The following is a 17,582-nucleotide window of genomic DNA, read 5'->3' as shown; positions in this document are numbered from 1 at the left end:
TTATCGCTGTAATTAATGCCTGAGACCTGACGGCGCTAACTTTACCTTCTATATGACCGAAGCCTGGTCTATGTCGCAGGCCTCAACCAGCCATGCTATCAGCAAAAAATACACCCAGAGAATAGAACGACATAATCTTAACCTGCTGGCTGCGGCCTGCGCGCAAGACCATCTGCTTTTCGAAGTCAGAGGCAATGCACAATAAGATCATTGGTGAGTGTAAGCATCCCTGTAACCCGCATCACTTACTGGAGACGGGAGTAAGTTGATTGAAGGAGGGCTGGTAACTGATTGTATTGAGAACCGTGAACAAGGTTGGGAGTCCTTCCCAGGGTTGTGAGGGGTTGAACAAGCCTGTCGGCACGGTAATGTTTTGCACATATCAGAATCGAAGCGATGATACTTTCCTACCCCAGACCAGACAAAGACCGGATTCTGCCTTGCTGTGATGAATCCACGAGATAGGCTATAAGTTGGAAATAGTGTTGATTGGCAGCGTGAAGACCAGCAGACGTTGGCACAGCGACCAGAAGGGCAGGGAGGTGCTAAAGGTAAAGGCTCAGGCGGCGAGTGGTGGTTACAGTGCTAAGGCGACCAGAAATCTACCGGAACCCCAGAAAGCAAAAAAACCGCCAAAGGCGGGTTCTTCTAAATAGTGGTGCCCGGACCCGGACTAACGCCGCAGGCGTTGAACAGCGCGCTTGTCGCGTTGGCCCCGAAGGGGTGAGCGGCGTGCCGCGAATAATCGAACGGAGTTCGATGGAGAGTCCGTATTGCAGAAAGCAAAAAACCAGCCCTTAGGCTGGTTTCTTTAAATAAGTGGTGCCCGGACCCGGACTAACGCCGCAGGCGTTGAACAGCGCGCTTGTCGCGCTGGCCCCGAAGGGGTGAGCGGCATGCCGCGAATAATCGAACGGAGTTCGATGGAGAGTCCGTATTGCAGAAAGCAAAAAACCAGCACTCAGGCTGGTTTCTTTAAATAAGTGGTGCCCGGACTCGGACTAACGCCGCAGGCGTTGAACAGCGCGCTTGTCGCGCTGGCCCCGAAGGGGTGAGCGGCGTGCCGCGAATAATCGAACGGAGTTCGATGGAGAGTCCGTATTGCAGAAAGCAAAAAACCAGCCCTTAGGCTGGTTTCTTTAAATAAGTGGTGCCCGGACTCGGACTAACGCCGCAGGCGTTGAACAGCGCGCTTGTCGCGCTGGCCCCGAAGGGGTGAGCGGCGTGCCGCGAATAATCGAACGGAGTTCGATGGAGAGTCCGTATTGCAGAAAGCAAGAAACCAGCCCTTAGGCTGGTTTCTTTAAATAAGTGGTGCCCGGACTCGGAATCGAACCAAGGACACGGGGATTTTCAATCCCCTGCTCTACCGACTGAGCTATCCGGGCAACGGGGCGCATTAAACCGTAATCCATCCTGTGCGTCAACCAAATTTCTTGATTTCCCTGCTGATTGCTTAACTTTGCGGCAGTTTTGCCGCGAAAGGGGCATTTTGCTGGTTCATCACATCATCCCGTTGTCACCTTCGCGGATTTTCCAGCCGCTGACGGCAGAGATAACGCGGCGCAATCCGGATACGGAGTAACCGCCGATGAGGTCTTCGTCTTCCCGCGGCGAGCCGATCATAATTTCCGCATCGACGCCGTGGCGGTAGGCGCCATGATGGCTGATGACGGTACCAATAAAGCATTTCCCACCGAGCCAGACGGGGATATAGGCCACCGTTTCATAGACGTAGTAAGAGGCGACGCCGCTGTAGTAGTTATCCGCTTCATCTGATGATGTACCGGGCGGGATAGGGCAGATGGGCCCGTCTTCCGCGTGACCTTTTTTATCTTTCAGCAGGTTGCTTTGCATCAGTTCCAGCGATTTGAGTAAATCGTCCCGCTCCTGTGCCGTGAGCGCCGGAGTCAGCGGCCGATCTTTTTCCGGTGAACTTAGCGTCTCCAGCCTGTAGCGATAGCGAATCGTCACGGCGGGACTCCTGTCCGTCGGGCTGAAGGGGCGCAGCAGATACAGGTTGTCTTCGCCGAACTGGCCGTTGTACCACAGTGCATACACCTGGCCGTTGATTCTGACCCACTGGTTCCACTGATTGGCGCCGCGGCCGTTGAGGGAAAACAGCGCCCCGGGAACGCCAGCATCGAAATCATCGTCGTCATCGGTATCGCTATGATCTACGGTATCAAACGTATTATCCCCCCGCCTCAGCACGCCGGTGTAGCTGAAGAGCCCGGTCCCGCCGATATAGCTGTCGATGATTAAATCGCGCTTACCGTCATTATCAAGATCGACCAGCGTGAAGCTGACCTTACCGTTTTCTGAGTCGGCGCTGATATCGGAGTGAAGAAAAGCCTGCCACTCATCGTCGCTGATATCGACCGCGGGTTTGTTGGTCGATACCAGAGAGTCATCCGCGTAGGTCAGCGTAAAATTCGTGACGTGCCCGGTGAGCGGGAACTGCCCGGCAACTTTTTTCAACGCCAGTTCCGGGTTGCTCTTTTGCTCTTTCAGCACCGCGTTATACAGCGCCTTGAGCGCCAGATTATCGGCATCCTTCTGCTGTTTTGGCCGCACCTGACTGACGAACGTGGGCAGCATCCAGGTGCCGCCAGGCGTGATTTCACGACACATACCGGTCGTGTATTTCAGACTCTGCACGAAGGTTCTGCCGTCCCACACCCGCTCTTCACCGTTGACGCAGTCGGCGATGCCGCGCCCTTTGGTGAAAAAGGTGATCACGCCATCGGCATAGCTGGATGCATCGGTGGTGATCGGCTGTGGTTTAGCGAGAGGGGTATTTTCCACCACCCACATTGCGTACCCGTCGTTATATGCGGCGCGCCAGCACAGGGCCTCGATGAGTGAATGGGTTTTATCGAGAGGGGTTGTGGTTATCTGCCGTTCCTGAGGCGGAATATCTTTATTTTGCCAGTCATCACAGCGGCTGTTCAGCAACGGGGTCAGTTCTGGCAGCAGCTTCTGCCGCTGTTTTGCCGTCAGCGGTTCGCTCTGGGCGTTGCGGAGCGTCGGGGCGGCGATAATTTCCGGAGCCGGAACGGCGCTGAGCGTGTTGTCATCGTCGGCATCGCCTTTTCGCACCAGCGCATCTGCGCTGCCCAGGCGCTGCTGAAACTCATCAATCTTCAGAAACACCGCGCTGCTGCCCGCGCTGGAGAGCGGTTTACGCTGGCCGTTAAGGGCAATTTCGATACGATTATCATGCTCCAGCGCCTGAATCAGGGCGGCGGTTTGGCTGCTGTCGAAGCGAAAATGGCTGTCGTCTTTGGCCTCCAGCGTACCGCGATCCTGGTTGTCGATCAGCAGGTTAACCGTGGCGTCCTGGGGAATATCATGATCGGTCTGGGCGAAGGTCACCTGAGCGCTTACGCGCTGTCCGGCGCCCGCATTACGGGTCAACAGGACGCTGATTTCCCCCATGTTGACGCCATAACCTGCGGCCCGACAGGTGCCGGTATTATCGCAGGCGACTTCCCAGTCTTTATGCGCGAAAGAAAAACCCTGAACAGGCGCGGCCAGGAGCGATGCAGGGCATAGCCCCATGATGGCAGCCCATAGGAGAGGACGCATATAAATCCCTGTAGACATATCGATGTAGGGGGAATTATACCCTTCGCACTTCAAGTTGCATCTTTGTTGACAACGGGTGCGGTACCTCATGACCTGCCGTAGGTCATGAGGACACGGCTGCCCTGACGCGTCCTCTTCCGGGGAGAGATGGGTGGCTTAACGTCGGTAAAAGCGCAATCAGGTTAAGGCGCCACCCGCACGACATTGGGCAAAGCGCAGAATATCTTCTGCCAGGCGTTGGGCGGTATCGACATCGGCCTGACTGCGTTTTATCAGCAGACGGCTCAGGCAGCCTTCAACAATCAGCTCCATCTGTTTGGCCACCATTGCCGGGTCGTCCACTTCCAGCTGGGTCAGCAGTTCGTGGGTATTGGCCAGAGAAGCCTGCTTTTGTTGCTCCGCCAGCTGATGGATAGGGTGCTGGGCATCCGGATAAAAGGTGCAGGCGGCGATAAACAGGCAACCGGGATAGCGATGGTTGCTCACGCATTGGGTTAATGCGCCGTAGCGCGCCAGCAGCTTTTGCTCCGGCGTGAGCGTGTCGTCGAGCAGCAGCTGACGGCGCCAGGCATCAACCTGATGACTGAGGTAACGCAGCGCATCGTACAGCAGCGCTTCACGATCGGGCCAGAAACGCTTGAGGTCAGCGAGCGGGTAAGAGACGCGTTCGGCGACCATTTCCAGCGTGGTGTTGGCAATACCTTCAATTTCGAGAATTTGTATGGCTTCACCCAGGACATCTTCACGTTGCACGGTCTTCTCCTCCATTTTTCCTCCTAAAGTGTCGTTCACGGTTGCCAATCGTGCAAATGGGCGCTGAATGTCGCCGCATCCATAAACCCGGTGACGCGCTGCGCGGGCTGCTCTTCGCCCTGCCTGTTAAAGAACAGAATGGTCGGCAAGCCGAGCACCTTCAGGTGTTTCAGCAGAGCCACATCCTCGGCGCTGTTCTTCGTCACGTCTATCTGCAACAGAACGGTCTCTTTCAGGGCCTGTTGTACTTCGGTCGTGCTAAAGGTGTATTTTTCGAACTCTTTGCAGGCGACGCACCAGTCGGCGTACAGGTCGAGCATAACCGGTTTACCCTTTGCCTGCGCCAGCGCCTGGTCGAGCTCCGCGACGTTACCGATCCGCGTAAAGGACAGCGGTGACTGCTGCCGGGCTACCGGCTCGCCAAAAGCCCAGTCCTGCAGCGGACGTGCGCTGACCAGCGCCGCACCGAGCATGATGATTTGCACGAGGCGCAGCCAGGGGCGGGATGCGCCGAGCGCGGTAATAAAAGCCCAGCTAAAGAAGGCCACGCCCAGCAGCGACCACAGGCGCAGGCCCCAGGGTTCGCCGACGATACGCTCCAGCAAAAAGACCGGAAGCGCCAGGATCACAAAACCGAATGCGGTCTTCACATGGCTCATCCACGGGCCGCTCTTCGGCAACAGACGGTTGCCAAATACGGTGACCAGGATCAGCGGCAGCCCCATGCCCAGCGCATACAAATACAGCGTGCCGCCGCCGAGCCACAGGTTGCCGCTCTGGGCAATATACAGCAGGATGGCGCTCAGCGGCGCGGTGGTGCAGGGCGAACAGATCAGTCCGGCAATGGCTCCCATCGCAAAGACGCCGCCGGGTGAACCGCCCTGGCGTTTGTTGCTCATCAGCGTCAGGCGGGTTTGCAGCGATGAGGGCAGCTGCAGCGTGAACAGACCAAACATCGACAGCGCCAGCAGGATAAAGACCGCAGACAGGCCAATCAGTACGTACGGATGCTGCAACGCCGCCTGAAACTGCAAACCGGCGGCGGCGACCACCAGTCCCAGCGCGGTATAGGTGAGCGCCATCCCCTGCACGTAGATAAAGGCCAGCAGCAGCGCTCGCCCGGTAGAGAGTCGCTGTTTTCCGCCGAGGACAATACCCGAGATCAGCGGATACATCGGCAGCACGCACGGCGTGAAGGCGATACCGATACCTATCAGCAGCGCCCATAGCGCGGAGAAGGGCAGGCTGGCTGGCGCATTCTCGCCGGCGTCGCTCTTCTCCTGCCGGGCAGGCTGCTCGGGTTTGGTCGCCAGCTCAGGACGCTTTTCAACCGGCAGCGGCGGATTAAATTTGGGTTGCCCGGACGAGGGGAGCGCCGGATGGGCGGGGACCGACTCGCCGTTGGATACGGCCAGTACCGTGCGAAGCGGCACCACTTTTGTCTCCGGCGGATAGCAGAAACCCGCATCGGCGCAGCCCTGATATGTCACGGTGAGCGTCGCGCCTTGTTCCGCCTCGCTCAGCGTGACCGGGATGGTGAGCCGCTGGCGGTAAATCTCACTCTTGCCGTAAAACTCATCCTCATGCCACGTGCCGGGCGGTAGCGCCGATGCGGCGAGGGTGGCATTCGCCGGCGTCAGTTTTATCTGCTGGCGGTAGAGGTAGTAACCCTCTTTGATTTGCCAGGTCAGGTTGACGTCCCGCTGGCTCTGCTGGAAATCAAAGGCAAAAGCCTGGTCTGCGGGAACAAAGTCAGAGCGCCCGGGGGCGTCAAATAAGCCGGCGAAAGCGGATGTGCTGCAGAGCAGCAGAATCAGCGTAATGATGCGTTGAGCCATGAGAGGTAATCAGTGTCTCCGTGAGTGACGGGTAAAACCAGTAATTCGGGGGTTTGATACGGGTGATGGGACTTCAGGCAATCCAGTAACGCCTGCTGGTGAGCCCGGTCGGTTTTCAGCAGCATTTGCACTTCATACTCCTGCTCCAGCTTGCCTTCCCAGTAGTAGAGCGATGTCGCTCCAGGCAGAAGTGTGGCACAGGCGGCGAGCTTTTCGGCCAGCACTTTGGCCGCCAGATCCTGGGCGGTGGCTTCATCCGGCGCGGTACAGAGAACAACAACAGCATCAGGCGTAGTCATCGTGAACCTCGTATCAGCGAAAAGAGGCACTATAGCACGCACGATGAGGGGAATAATGAAACGGGCCAGGAAACTGGCCCGAATTTAAGCAGATTTACAGCATGATGCCGCCGATAATGAAACCCAGAATGACGCACAGGGTGATGGCAATCACCCCTGGGATCAGGAACGCATGGTTAAAGACATACTTGCCGATACGCGTTGACCCGGTGTCGTCCATTTCGACCGCCGCCAGCAGCGTAGGATAGGTTGGCAGCACGAACAGCGCGGAGACGGCAGCAAACGAGGCGATGGCGGTCAGCGGGGTGACGCCAAGCAGCAGCGCAGCCGGCATCAGCGCTTTGGTGGTTGCGGCCTGGGAGTAGAGCAGGGTCGCGGCGAAGAACAGCACTACCGCCAGCAGCCACGGATAGTTGTGCAGCAGGTCGCCGGCTACGGTCTGGATGTCGGTGATATGCGCTTTGACGAAGGTATCGCCCAGCCAGGCGACGCCCAGGACGCAGACGCAGGCGCTCATCCCGGATTTAAAGGTGCTGGCGTTGAGCACTTCGCTGGTGTCGATTTTGCAGGTGACGCTAATCAACGTGGCGATGGTCAGCATGAACACCACGATCGCTTCGTTACGCGGCAGCACCGGGTTCTGAATCAGCCCGACGGTATCGCTGATGGCGGTCGCGTAGAACATGACCGCCACGATGCCGATCAGAAACAGCAGCACCGAACGCTTTGCATGAGGTTTCAGCTCGAAAACCTGGCTCCCGCGCAGCTTCACTTCACCTTTTGCCAGACGTTCCTGATAAATCGGATCGTCTTTCAGTTCGCAGCCGAGGAAGTTACAGACCACCGCGGTGATCATTACCGCAATCAGCGTCACCGGAATACAGATGGCCAGCAGCGTCAGATAGCTCACGCCCAGCGGCTCGAGGATCCCGGCAAAAAAGACCACCGCAGCGGAAATCGGCGAGGCGGTAATGGCAATCTGCGAGGCGACGACGGCGATAGAAAGCGGACGGGACGGGCGAATGCCCTGTTCTTTGGCGACCTCGGTAATGACCGGCAGGGTAGAGAACGCGGTATGACCGGTTCCCGCCAGCACGGTCATAAACCAGGTGACCAGCGGAGCAAGGAAGGTAATGTATTTCGGATGGCGTCTGAGCATACGCTCGGCAAGGCTGACCAGATAATCCATGCCTCCGGCCACCTGCATTGCGGCAATAGCGGCGATAACCGCCATGATGATTTCAATGACGTCGAAGGGAATCGCGCCAGGTTTGATTTGAAAGAGGAGCGTCAGGACGAGGACGCCCAGACCACCGGCAAAGCCGATGCCGATACCGCCGAGCCTGGCTCCCAGGTAAATCGCCAGCAGGACAATCACGAGTTCTGCACCAAACATATACGCCTTCCTTGTTTTTTAACAAGTTGATATTGAATTGTTGTGATTTAGTAAACCTAAAAATGCAAAAAAGGCATGTCATTGCTGACATGCCTCTGGGTAGTTTAACCTGAAAGCTTACTGTTCGCTTTCATCGGTATAACGCTTCGCTTTATAGGCCGGATGCATCAGGTTTTGTGGCGAGAAAATATCGTCCAGTTCCGCTTCGGTCAGTAATCCACGCTCCAGAACCACTTCCCTTACGCTCTTGCCGGTTTCGGCGCAAATCTTGCCGACAATATCGCCATTGTGGTGGCCGATAAACGGGTTGAGATAGGTGACGATACCGATGGAGTTATACACATAGCCTTCGCACACCGCTTTGTTGGCGGTAATGCCGTTAATGCATTTTTCCAGCAGGTTATAGCAGGCGTTAGTCAGGATGTGGATAGATTCAAACATCGCCTGGCCAATAACCGGCTCCATGACGTTCAGCTGCAGCTGACCGGCTTCCGAGGCCATGGTCACCGTGGTGTCGTTGCCAATGACCTTGAAGCAGACCTGGTTGACCACTTCCGGGACGACCGGGTTAACTTTCGCCGGCATGATCGATGAACCCGCCTGCAGCTCTGGCAGGTTGATTTCGTTCAGACCCGCGCGCGGGCCGGAAGAGAGCAGGCGCAGGTCGTTACAGATTTTGGACAGTTTCACCGCCAGACGCTTCAGCGAGCTGTGTACCATCACGTAGGCGCCGCAGTCGGAGGTGGCTTCAATCAGATCTTCCGCCGGAACCACCGGCAGGCCGCTGACTTCCGCCAGTTTTTGTACCGCCAGCTGCTGGTAGCCATCCGGTGTATTCAGGCGCGTACCGATGGCGGTGGCGCCGAGGTTAACTTCGAGCAGCAGTTCTCCGGTACGCAGAATGCTTTTGATTTCTTCATTCAGCAGCACATTAAACGCGTGGAACTCCTGGCCGAGCGTCATCGGCACGGCGTCCTGCAGCTGGGTACGCCCCATTTTCAGGACATCCTGGAATTCGACGGCTTTATTCTGGAAACCGTCACCCAGCTGGTTGATGGCGTCGGTTAATTTCAGCAGGGACGCATAAACCGCGATACGGAAACCGGTCGGGTAGGCATCGTTGGTGGACTGGCATTTGTTAACGTGGTCGTTCGGGTTCAGGTACTGGTATTCACCTTTCTGATGACCCATCAGCTCAAGGCCAATGTTGGCCAGCACTTCGTTGGTGTTCATGTTGACGGAAGTGCCTGCACCGCCCTGGAACACATCAACCGGGAACTGGTCCATGCATTTACCGTTATTCAGAACTTCATCGCATGCGGCAATAATGGTGTTCGCGACGCTTTTAGGAATGGTTTGCAGTTCCTTGTTGGCCATCGCGGCGGCCTTTTTGACCATCACCATGCCGCGCACGAACTCAGGGATATCGCTGATTTTGCTATTGCTGATGTAGAAGTTTTCAATCGCTCTCAGAGTATGAACACCATAGTAGGCGTCAGCTGGAACTTCCCTGGTACCCAACAGGTCTTCTTCGATACGAATGTTGTTTAACATGTGAACCTTCTTTTTCAAGCTGCCAATGAATTCACCAAATACGCAGAATTTATGGGATTTTGCGCATTTTCTTGCCGAAGATTATTTCCTTAATCGGCCCGGTGCCCACGATCATATGCTGATGATAGCGAATGTCAGCAACCTTGATCACTTATTATGTCGAGAAGGGTATAAGAATTATTAATCTGTGAAATGAGTCACCGCTTTGCCGTTCTTGAAAAAAATAAGCGCTTCTGCCGATTGAAATGCGCTGTTTTAGCCCAATATTGATGTGATGCGAAAAGCACACCGATGACTGCGGGGGCCGATAGTGAACCCCGCTAATGAAGGAGACGCCAGTGCGTTGGATTCCGTTTATTGCCATTTTTTTATACGTTTACATTGAGATATCGATCTTTATCCAGGTGGCTCACGTGCTTGGCGTTCTGTTGACGCTGATTCTGGTGATCTTTAGCTCGGTGGTCGGTATGTCGCTGGTGCGCAACCAGGGCTTTAAAAACTTTATGCTGATGCAGCAGAAAATGGCGGCTGGTGAAAGCCCGGCTGCAGAAATGATTAAAAGCGTATCGCTGATTATTGCCGGTCTGCTGCTCTTGCTGCCGGGGTTCTTTACCGATTTCCTCGGCCTGCTGCTCCTGCTGCCGCCGGTGCAAAAACACCTGACCCTGAAGCTGATGCCGCACCTGCGCTTTAGCAGGATGCCCGGCGGTGGTTTTAGCGCCGGAACCGGAGGCGGTGAGACCTTTGACGGGGAGTACCAGCGCAAAGATGAAGAGCGCGACCGTCTGGATCACAAAGACGACCGCTAAGCCATCAGCCCCGGCATGGCCGGTCTGATACGGTAATAAAGATGATGAGCCGGATATGCGTTGCGCTATCCGGCTTTTTTTATGCGATGTTTCATTTCCGATGAGGGGAGGGCAGTGCTGCCGCACGGCGCTTTGGCAGCCACAGCCACAGCGCGGCCATAACCAGCAGGGCGTACAGGCTTTTCCAGCCGACCATCGCCAGTAACAACAGGCAGAGCAGGCTCCCGATGAACGCCAGAACCCGATAGCGCCCCCGCAGCAACCGGCAGCCCGCCAGCATGCACAGCAGATAAATCATAATAAAGATGCCGTTGGCATAGACGATCAGCGCATCGAGGTCGATATCCAGCCAGTAGATGCCTAGTGTGCTGATGACACAGCAGCCCAGCACCACGTTGAGCGCATTGCGTGGGATTTGCTGCGGCGAGAGGCGGGCGAGGTAGCTTTCTGGCTTGTACTGCGCCTGCGACCAGACCAGACGGGCAAAGCTCTGAATATAGATATTGAGGCTGGCGAAGCAGGCAAGATAGCCAATGACGCAGGCGATCCACAGCGCCTGCACGCCAAACAGACGTACCACGATATTGGGCAGCGATGCGGCGGCGGCCATATCGCTGCCGAAGGCGTGAAAATGCAGGACCAGTACGGTACAGGCCCAGTAAACGGAGCCCGCCAGCAGCAGGCCGATCATTAGCGCACGGGGGAAATCGCGCTCCGGGCGTTTAAATTCCGATGCCAGGTGGGCGAAGGCTTCAAGGCCGACGAAACACCAGAACATCACCGACAGGGCGGCAAAAAGCCGGGAGCGATCGATATCTTCCGGCGCCGGAAAGGGAATTTGCGCCGGGCTAATCCCGCCGCGCCACCAGATAGCGGCGATCAGCGCGACGATCAGAACCGCTACCAGCGTTTGTAGATTCGCGCTGGAGCTTGCGCCCCGCGACCCGACCCACCAGACGATGGCCAGCGTACCCAGCTCCGCGAGCAGCAGCTGGCTGTCGTGCCAGCCAAACAACGCCTGACCGAAGCCGGTGGCGATATGCAGCGCCGCCGGTAACCCAACCGGAATGACCGACAGGAACAGCCAGCCGGTGACGCGTTCCATATGGCCACCAAACGCCATATTGACGAAGTGCGCCACGCCGCCCGCGCTGGGGAAGTGGCGACCAAGAACGGCAAAGACGATAGCGATCGGGAAGACCAGCAGAATGAGCGCGGGCCACGCCCACAGGCTGTTATCTCCCGCAACCAGCGCGGCAAGAGCGGGAACGGCGAAAACGCCGGTGCCAAGTAGCGACGTAGAAAGCAGCCCCACTCCCTGAGCCAGACCTAACTCCTGTTTTAAACCACTCATGATGCCATCCTGCCGTGACAAAAGATCGATGGTATCACAATCGTTTTTGCTTATGACGGTGGCAGACCTGCATCTGTTTCTGTGCGTTAGCGCACGCGGAAAATTTTTTTTTAACTTCCCCCCTTGAAGCGCGAAAACCCACCCCCATCTCTCAGGCACTAGCCGGAAAACCGTATACGGGCCGGTGTCACCCATAACTGATAATGACTTTCTCAAAGGAGAGCTATCAATGAGTATTCGTCCGTTACATGATCGTGTGATCGTCAAACGTAAAGAAGTTGAAACCAAATCTGCAGGCGGCATCGTTCTGACCGGTTCTGCGGCAGCCAAATCAACTCGTGGCGAAATCATCGCTGTCGGTAAGGGCCGCATCCTGGAAAACGGAACTGTGCAGCCGCTGGACGTTAAAGTTGGCGACATCGTTATTTTCAACGACGGCTACGGTGTGAAATCTGAAAAAATCGACAATGAAGAAGTGCTGATCATGTCTGAAAGCGACATTCTGGCAATTGTTGAAGCGTAATTCGCGCGCGAAACTGAACGAATTTGAGGAATAGAAAAAATGGCAGCTAAAGACGTAAAATTCGGTAACGACGCTCGTGTAAAAATGCTGCGCGGCGTGAACGTACTGGCAGATGCAGTGAAAGTGACCCTGGGCCCGAAAGGCCGTAACGTGGTTCTGGATAAATCTTTCGGTGCACCGACCATCACCAAAGATGGTGTTTCCGTAGCGCGTGAAATCGAGCTGGAAGACAAGTTCGAAAACATGGGTGCGCAGATGGTGAAAGAAGTTGCCTCTAAAGCGAACGACGCTGCAGGCGACGGTACCACCACCGCAACCGTACTGGCTCAGGCTATCATCGCAGAAGGCCTGAAAGCCGTTGCTGCTGGCATGAACCCGATGGATCTGAAACGCGGTATCGACAAAGCTGTCGTGGCTGCCGTTGAAGAACTGAAAACGCTCTCCGTACCGTGCTCCGACTCTAAAGCTATTGCTCAGGTTGGTACCATCTCCGCTAACTCCGATGAAACCGTAGGTAAACTGATCGCGGAAGCGATGGACAAAGTCGGTAAAGAAGGCGTTATCACCGTTGAAGACGGTACCGGTCTGGAAGACGAACTGGACGTCGTTGAAGGTATGCAGTTCGACCGCGGCTACCTCTCCCCGTACTTCATCAACAAGCCGGAAACTGGCGCTGTTGAACTGGAAAGCCCGTTCATCCTGCTGGCTGACAAAAAAGTCTCCAACATCCGCGAAATGCTGCCGGTTCTGGAATCCGTTGCGAAAGCAGGCAAGCCGCTGGTTATCATCGCTGAAGATGTTGAAGGCGAAGCGCTGGCAACTCTGGTGGTCAACACCATGCGCGGTATCGTGAAAGTCGCTGCTGTTAAAGCACCGGGCTTCGGCGACCGTCGTAAAGCTATGCTGCAGGACATCGCTACCCTGACTGGCGGTACCGTTATCTCTGAAGAGATCGGTATGGAGCTGGAAAAAGCGACTCTGGAAGACCTGGGTCAGGCAAAACGCGTTGTGATCAACAAAGACACCACCACCATCATCGATGGCGTGGGTGAAGAAGGCGCAATTCAGGGCCGCGTTGCTCAGATCCGTAAGCAGATCGAAGAAGCGACTTCCGACTACGACCGTGAAAAACTGCAGGAGCGCGTAGCGAAACTGGCTGGCGGCGTTGCGGTAATCAAAGTCGGTGCAGCTACCGAAGTTGAAATGAAAGAGAAAAAAGCGCGCGTTGACGATGCTCTGCACGCAACCCGTGCTGCGGTAGAAGAAGGTGTTGTTGCTGGTGGTGGTGTTGCGCTGGTTCGCGTTGCCGCTAAACTGGCTGGCCTGACCGCTCAGAACGAAGATCAGAACGTCGGTATTAAAGTTGCGCTGCGCGCGATGGAAGCTCCGCTGCGTCAGATCGTGTCCAACGCTGGCGAAGAGCCGTCTGTTGTTGCTAACAACGTGAAAGCGGGTGAAGGCAACTACGGTTATAACGCGGCAACTGAAGAATACGGCAACATGATCGACTTCGGTATCCTGGACCCGACTAAAGTGACTCGTTCTGCTCTGCAGTACGCTGCATCCGTTGCTGGTCTGATGATCACCACCGAGTGCATGGTGACCGACCTGCCGAAAAGCGACGCAGCCGATTTAGGCGCTGCTGGCGGCATGGGTGGCATGGGCGGTATGGGCGGCATGATGTAATCGTGCGCTATACCCCTTAGAAACAAAGAAACCCCCGGGCAGAAATGCTCGGGGGTTTTTCTTTTTCTCATCTTTTTAGTATAAGGTGTACATCCGGGCCAGCGCGTCCAGCTCATTGATCATGGGGAATAACATGCAGGTAAGATATTTAGCAGGGATTGTCGGCGCAGCATTATTGTTAGCGGGTTGCAGTTCCAGCAACGAACTGAGCTCAGGCGGACAGAGCGTACGCTTTGTTGAAGATAAGCCGGGTGCGGATTGCCAGCTGTTGGGGACCGCGACGGGCAAGCAGAGCAACTGGCTGTCCGGGCAAAACGGTGATGAAGGCGGCTCCATGCGTGGTGCAGCTAACGCGCTGCGCAACCAGGCCGCGGCGATGGGCGGCAACGTGATTTATGGCGTGAGCAGCCCGACGCAGAACCTGCTGTCGAGCTTTGTGCCAACCGATAGCGAAATGAACGGCCAGGTCTATAAGTGCCCGAACTGATGTGATTCCGGGCCTCTTCCGACGAGGGTAAGAGAGGCTCGGGCGATCTCCGCGCGTTCAGTCAGGCTGTGAATCGGAGGTCTGCCAGCTTTTCCCCGGCAGACCTTTTCACGAATGTTGTTTTAAGCCCAAATCCAGCGGCGTCTTACTTGGCTCACCGCCGATTTCCCGTGCCAGTCTTGGTACCATATAACCTGAAACCAACGTCAGCAGTTCGCGCATAATGGCCCGGGCCTCTTCATCTTCGACCATAAAATGGGCCGCGCCCTGGACTTTATCCAGCACGTGCAGGTAATAAGGCATGACGCCAGCATCGAACAGGGCATTGCTCAGAGCGGCCAGCGTGTGTGCATTGTCGTTGACGCCGCGCAGCAGAACGCTTTGATTCAACAGCGTGACACCGGCTTGACGCAAGCGCGCCATCGCAGCGCGGAAATCGGCATCAATTTCATTGGCGTGGTTAATATGATTGACCAGCAGCACCTGCAGCGATGAGCTGGCAAAGCGTGCGGCCAGCGCATCGGTAATCCGCGCCGGGATGACGACAGGCAGGCGGCTGTGAATGCGCAGACGCTTAATATGCGGGATAGCTTCCAGCTGGGTGAGCAGCCAGTCCAGCTCATGGTCTTTCGCCATCAGCGGGTCGCCGCCGGAAAAAATAATTTCATCGAGCTGCGGATGCGCGGCAATGTACTCCAGCGCCGCCTGCCAGTTACGCTTATTGCCTTGATTTTCGGCATAAGGGAAGTGTCTGCGGAAGCAATAGCGGCAATTTACCGCGCAGCCGCCCTTGACCAGCAGCAGCGCCCGGTTGCGGTATTTATGCAGCAGACCGGGTACCACGCTGTGCTGTTCTTCCAGCGGATCGGTGGAAAAACCCGGTGCTGAAATAAACTCATCTTGCGAGGTAAGTACCTGACGAAGCAGGGGATCGTTGGGATTCCCCGGCTCCATACGGGCGATAAATGCCCGCGGCACGCGCAGGGCGAAGAGGCGTTTTGCCTCGCGTCCCGCCAGCAGGTTCGCGTCAGCGTCTACATTTAAAAGATGCAGCAGTTCATCGGGACTGGTCACAACATCTGCAAGTTGCGTTAACCAATCTTCTCTGGATGGGGTATTTAGGGTTACAATATGCGCCATTTTGTGGCTTAGCTACCAATTAACAAATTTAGAGGGCCTTATGGCGACTTACTATAGCAACGATTTTCGTGCCGGTCTTAAAATCATGATGGACGGCGAACCTTATGCCGTTGAAGCCAGTGAATTCGTAAAACCAGGCAAAGGCCAGGCTTTTGCCCGCGTTAAGCTGCGCCGTCTGCTGACCGGGACTCGCGTAGAGAAAACCTTCAAATCTACCGATTCCGCCGAAGGCGCAGACGTTGTTGATATGAACCTGACCTACCTGTACAACGACGGTGAGTTCTATCACTTCATGAACAACTCCACTTTCGAGCAGCTGGCTGCCGATGCGAAAGCCGTAGGCGATAACGCAAAATGGCTGCTGGATCAGGCTGAGTGCATCGTGACCCTGTGGAACGGCCAGCCTATCTCCGTCACCCCGCCGAACTTCGTTGAGCTGGAAATCGTGGAAACCGATCCAGGCCTGAAAGGCGATACCGCAGGTACCGGCGGTAAACCGGCGACGCTGTCTACTGGCGCAGTGGTTAAAGTTCCGCTGTTCGTTCAGATTGGCGAAGTCATCAAAGTGGATACCCGCTCTGGCGAATACGTATCCCGCGTGAAGTAATTCATGCCATAGAGGGTTGGCGCAGCAGCGTGCTGCGCCTGCTATAGCCGTTAAGGAAATAGCCGTTAGGGAAACCGCAGGTCATTAACCGCAGGCAGGGAAGATGAACAACGCGATAAAACTTCTGCTGGTGCTCTCTCTGAGCGCAACGTTGCTTACCGGATGCAATACCGCCCGCGGCGTTGGCGAAGACATCCAGGGGCTGGGGCATGCGATTTCGCGTGCGGTCAGCTAAGCGCCTTTTTGGCCGATCTTTTGCTTTGATCACCGCTTCGCTGTACCGTTTCGCTTACACCTTCCGCTAATTCTCTCCTTTTCTCTTAAAAAACGCTGAGATTCCGCCATCCTGGGTCAGGTTGTCTATGCTTATAGGGCACGATAACTAAAACTGGTAATAAGGATGACATTATGGTGAAAAAAGCAATTGCAGCGTTCTTTACGGTTTTGGCCCTCTCTTCTGTGCTGACCGCATGTAATACAACACGTGGTGTGGGTCAGGATATTTCAGAAGGCGGCAGTGCCATTTCTGGGGCTGCGACAAAAGCTCAGCAATAGACCCTGACGGTACGGTGACTGGCCGTACCGTTCTTTCCATCGTCCCTGCTGCTGGTTATAATCTCCGTGCTTTCATCCACACCTTACGGGACGACCTGTAAGCGTATCGCATTCGGGGACGGCCCCATCAAGGGGGTTTTGTGTCCTGGTTTATCTTGTTTATCGCCGGTCTGCTGGAAGTGGTCTGGGCGGTTGGTCTGAAATACACCCACGGTTTTAGTCGCCTGGTGCCAAGCGTGATCACGATTGTGGCTATGGTACTTAGCATGGCGCTGCTGTCATGGGCGATGAAAACGCTGCCTGTCGGCACCGCCTATGCGGTGTGGACGGGAATTGGCGCAGTAGGCGCGGCGATCACCGGGATCGTCCTGCTGGGCGAGTCCGCCAGCGCCATGCGTATTGCCAGCCTGGCGTGTATCGTTGTCGGTATTATCGGGCTGAAAATCAGCGCGCACTGACTAATAGCGCTGGTTAACCCAGATAAGTTTGCTGACGTCGAAGCCCTGTCGGGTGGCGATGTCCAGCATCTGCTGTTTCACTTCCGGTGAGACTTTCGGCGAGCGGGCCAGTAGCCAGAGATAATCGCGGTCTGGCCCGCAGACCAGCGCGTAGCGATAATCTTTATCCAGGGCGATCACGTTGTAGCCGCCGTAGAAAGGGCCGAAAAAGGAGACTTTCAGCGCTGCTCGGGTCGGCTGGCCGGTGAAGTAGGCCACGCCATCGGTTTTCTGCCACATGCCCCGGTCGGGGTTATAGCCTTTGTTTACCACATCTAGTCCGCCATCATCGCGCAGGCTGTAGGTGGCGGTCACTTTTTCAAGACCACTTTCAAACTGATGGTCGAAGCGGGCTATTTCATACCAGGTGCCGAGATAGCGCTGGGTATCAAATGGACTGACCACCGTTACGCCTGGTGGCGGCGTTGGCGTGCTACAGGCAACAAGCAGAAACGAGGCGGCAACAACCGCAATAACAGGCAGCACACGCATA

At 55.9% G+C, this 17,582-nt stretch carries 17 protein-coding genes, 1 tRNA gene and 1 pseudogene; 9 read left to right on the top strand and 10 right to left on the bottom strand.

The window, feature by feature from the left end; genetic code table 11:
• Nucleotides 1-37: 37 nt before the first annotated feature.
• Nucleotides 38-269 (top strand): annotated as a pseudogene (locus AC236I_RS23165) (IS1 family transposase); the annotation flags it as partial.
• Nucleotides 270-1,312: 1,043 nt separating this feature from the next.
• On the opposite strand, the gene AC236I_RS23160 reads toward AC236I_RS23165, so the two are convergent.
• From AC236I_RS23160 to aspA, 7 genes are all read right to left on the bottom strand, one after another.
• Nucleotides 1,313-1,388: transfer RNA gene (locus AC236I_RS23160), tRNA-Phe, on the bottom strand.
• 115 nt (nucleotides 1,389-1,503) lie between these two features.
• Nucleotides 1,504-3,591, bottom strand: coding sequence for a DUF1176 domain-containing protein (locus tag AC236I_RS23155; RefSeq protein WP_015585336.1), 2,088 nt, complete (start codon nucleotides 3,589-3,591; stop codon nucleotides 1,504-1,506).
• 177 nt (nucleotides 3,592-3,768) lie between these two features.
• The gene (locus tag AC236I_RS23150) at nucleotides 3,769-4,344 is read right to left on the bottom strand and encodes a transcriptional regulator (protein ID WP_015585335.1); all 576 of its coding nucleotides are present in this window, start codon (nucleotides 4,342-4,344) and stop codon (nucleotides 3,769-3,771) included.
• 35 nt (nucleotides 4,345-4,379) lie between these two features.
• Nucleotides 4,380-6,182 carry a protein-disulfide reductase DsbD gene (locus AC236I_RS23145; protein ID WP_015585334.1) on the bottom strand — a complete coding sequence of 601 codons (1,803 nt, stop codon included), beginning with the start codon at nucleotides 6,180-6,182 and terminating at the stop codon, nucleotides 4,380-4,382.
• Entirely contained in the window at nucleotides 6,158-6,481 is a 324-nt protein-coding gene (gene cutA / locus AC236I_RS23140; protein ID WP_004856939.1) for a divalent cation tolerance protein CutA, read from the bottom strand. The genes AC236I_RS23145 and cutA overlap by 25 nt, the downstream gene beginning before the upstream one ends.
• Nucleotides 6,482-6,575: 94 nt before the next feature.
• On the bottom strand, nucleotides 6,576-7,877 hold the full coding sequence (locus tag AC236I_RS23135) for an anaerobic C4-dicarboxylate transporter (RefSeq protein ID WP_004856943.1): 1,302 nt from the start codon (nucleotides 7,875-7,877) through the stop codon (nucleotides 6,576-6,578).
• A gap of 117 nt (nucleotides 7,878-7,994) precedes the next feature.
• Nucleotides 7,995-9,431 carry an aspartate ammonia-lyase gene (aspA, locus tag AC236I_RS23130; protein WP_004856946.1) on the bottom strand — a complete coding sequence of 479 codons (1,437 nt, stop codon included), beginning with the start codon at nucleotides 9,429-9,431 and terminating at the stop codon, nucleotides 7,995-7,997.
• A 338-nt stretch (nucleotides 9,432-9,769) separates the two neighbouring features.
• Here aspA and AC236I_RS23125 point away from each other — a divergent pair, with 338 nt between their 5' ends.
• Entirely contained in the window at nucleotides 9,770-10,240 is a 471-nt protein-coding gene (locus tag AC236I_RS23125) for an FxsA family protein (protein WP_004856948.1), read from the top strand.
• A 91-nt stretch (nucleotides 10,241-10,331) separates the two neighbouring features.
• Here AC236I_RS23125 and yjeH read toward each other — a convergent pair whose 3' ends face one another.
• Nucleotides 10,332-11,594 carry an L-methionine/branched-chain amino acid transporter gene (gene yjeH / locus AC236I_RS23120; RefSeq protein WP_004856950.1) on the bottom strand — a complete coding sequence of 421 codons (1,263 nt, stop codon included), beginning with the start codon at nucleotides 11,592-11,594 and terminating at the stop codon, nucleotides 10,332-10,334.
• Between the two features lie 229 nt (nucleotides 11,595-11,823).
• Between yjeH and AC236I_RS23115 the strand changes: the two genes are divergently transcribed.
• The 3 genes from AC236I_RS23115 to AC236I_RS23105 all read left to right on the top strand — a co-directional run bounded on the left by AC236I_RS23115 (nucleotide 11,824) and on the right by AC236I_RS23105 (nucleotide 14,290).
• On the top strand, nucleotides 11,824-12,117 hold the full coding sequence (locus AC236I_RS23115; protein ID WP_003855929.1) for a co-chaperone GroES: 294 nt from the start codon (nucleotides 11,824-11,826) through the stop codon (nucleotides 12,115-12,117).
• A gap of 39 nt (nucleotides 12,118-12,156) precedes the next feature.
• Entirely contained in the window at nucleotides 12,157-13,803 is a 1,647-nt protein-coding gene (gene groL, locus AC236I_RS23110; RefSeq protein WP_487608653.1) for a chaperonin GroEL, read from the top strand.
• Between the two features lie 133 nt (nucleotides 13,804-13,936).
• On the top strand, nucleotides 13,937-14,290 hold the full coding sequence (locus AC236I_RS23105) for a DUF4156 domain-containing protein (RefSeq protein WP_004856962.1): 354 nt from the start codon (nucleotides 13,937-13,939) through the stop codon (nucleotides 14,288-14,290).
• Between the two features lie 108 nt (nucleotides 14,291-14,398).
• Here the strand turns inward: AC236I_RS23105 and epmB are convergent, their stop codons facing one another.
• A complete protein-coding gene (gene epmB / locus AC236I_RS23100) occupies nucleotides 14,399-15,430 on the bottom strand; it encodes an EF-P beta-lysylation protein EpmB (protein WP_004856965.1) in 1,032 nt (343 codons plus the stop codon).
• Nucleotides 15,431-15,470: 40 nt separating this feature from the next.
• On the opposite strand from epmB, the gene efp reads away from it, so the two are divergent.
• The 4 genes from efp to sugE all read left to right on the top strand — a co-directional run bounded on the left by efp (nucleotide 15,471) and on the right by sugE (nucleotide 17,050).
• The gene (gene efp / locus AC236I_RS23095; RefSeq protein ID WP_004856970.1) at nucleotides 15,471-16,037 is read left to right on the top strand and encodes an elongation factor P; all 567 of its coding nucleotides are present in this window, start codon (nucleotides 15,471-15,473) and stop codon (nucleotides 16,035-16,037) included.
• 103 nt (nucleotides 16,038-16,140) lie between these two features.
• On the top strand, nucleotides 16,141-16,272 hold the full coding sequence (locus tag AC236I_RS23090; protein WP_004856972.1) for an entericidin A/B family lipoprotein: 132 nt from the start codon (nucleotides 16,141-16,143) through the stop codon (nucleotides 16,270-16,272).
• A gap of 173 nt (nucleotides 16,273-16,445) precedes the next feature.
• The gene (ecnB, locus tag AC236I_RS23085; RefSeq protein ID WP_004097935.1) at nucleotides 16,446-16,592 is read left to right on the top strand and encodes a lipoprotein toxin entericidin B; all 147 of its coding nucleotides are present in this window, start codon (nucleotides 16,446-16,448) and stop codon (nucleotides 16,590-16,592) included.
• 140 nt (nucleotides 16,593-16,732) lie between these two features.
• Nucleotides 16,733-17,050, top strand: a complete 318-nt coding sequence (gene sugE / locus AC236I_RS23080; protein WP_004856976.1) for a quaternary ammonium compound efflux SMR transporter SugE — start codon at nucleotides 16,733-16,735, stop codon at nucleotides 17,048-17,050.
• Here the strand turns inward: sugE and AC236I_RS23075 are convergent, their stop codons facing one another.
• On the bottom strand, nucleotides 17,051-17,581 hold the full coding sequence (locus AC236I_RS23075) for a lipocalin family protein (RefSeq protein WP_004856979.1): 531 nt from the start codon (nucleotides 17,579-17,581) through the stop codon (nucleotides 17,051-17,053).
• Nucleotide 17,582 lies beyond the last annotated feature (1 nt).

This window comes from Klebsiella sp. Sb-30 (assembly GCF_057652795.1).
This window is presented reverse-complemented; position numbering and strand designations above follow the sequence as displayed.

Coding starts and splice junctions, on each gene's coding strand:
- AC236I_RS23155 (WP_015585336.1), bottom strand. CDS start 3,591: ATGCGTCCTCTCCTATGGGCTGCCATCATGGGGCTATGCCCTGCATCG.
- yjeH (WP_004856950.1), bottom strand. CDS start 11,594: ATGAGTGGTTTAAAACAGGAGTTAGGTCTGGCTCAGGGAGTGGGGCTG.
- ecnB (WP_004097935.1), top strand. CDS start 16,446: ATGGTGAAAAAAGCAATTGCAGCGTTCTTTACGGTTTTGGCCCTCTCT.
- AC236I_RS23075 (WP_004856979.1), bottom strand. CDS start 17,581: ATGCGTGTGCTGCCTGTTATTGCGGTTGTTGCCGCCTCGTTTCTGCTT.
- AC236I_RS23115 (WP_003855929.1), top strand. CDS start 11,824: ATGAGTATTCGTCCGTTACATGATCGTGTGATCGTCAAACGTAAAGAA.
- AC236I_RS23135 (WP_004856943.1), bottom strand. CDS start 7,877: ATGTTTGGTGCAGAACTCGTGATTGTCCTGCTGGCGATTTACCTGGGA.
- groL (WP_487608653.1), top strand. CDS start 12,157: ATGGCAGCTAAAGACGTAAAATTCGGTAACGACGCTCGTGTAAAAATG.
- cutA (WP_004856939.1), bottom strand. CDS start 6,481: ATGACTACGCCTGATGCTGTTGTTGTTCTCTGTACCGCGCCGGATGAA.
- efp (WP_004856970.1), top strand. CDS start 15,471: ATGGCGACTTACTATAGCAACGATTTTCGTGCCGGTCTTAAAATCATG.
- AC236I_RS23090 (WP_004856972.1), top strand. CDS start 16,141: ATGAACAACGCGATAAAACTTCTGCTGGTGCTCTCTCTGAGCGCAACG.
- epmB (WP_004856965.1), bottom strand. CDS start 15,430: ATGGCGCATATTGTAACCCTAAATACCCCATCCAGAGAAGATTGGTTA.
- aspA (WP_004856946.1), bottom strand. CDS start 9,431: ATGTTAAACAACATTCGTATCGAAGAAGACCTGTTGGGTACCAGGGAA.
- AC236I_RS23105 (WP_004856962.1), top strand. CDS start 13,937: ATGCAGGTAAGATATTTAGCAGGGATTGTCGGCGCAGCATTATTGTTA.
- AC236I_RS23145 (WP_015585334.1), bottom strand. CDS start 6,182: ATGGCTCAACGCATCATTACGCTGATTCTGCTGCTCTGCAGCACATCC.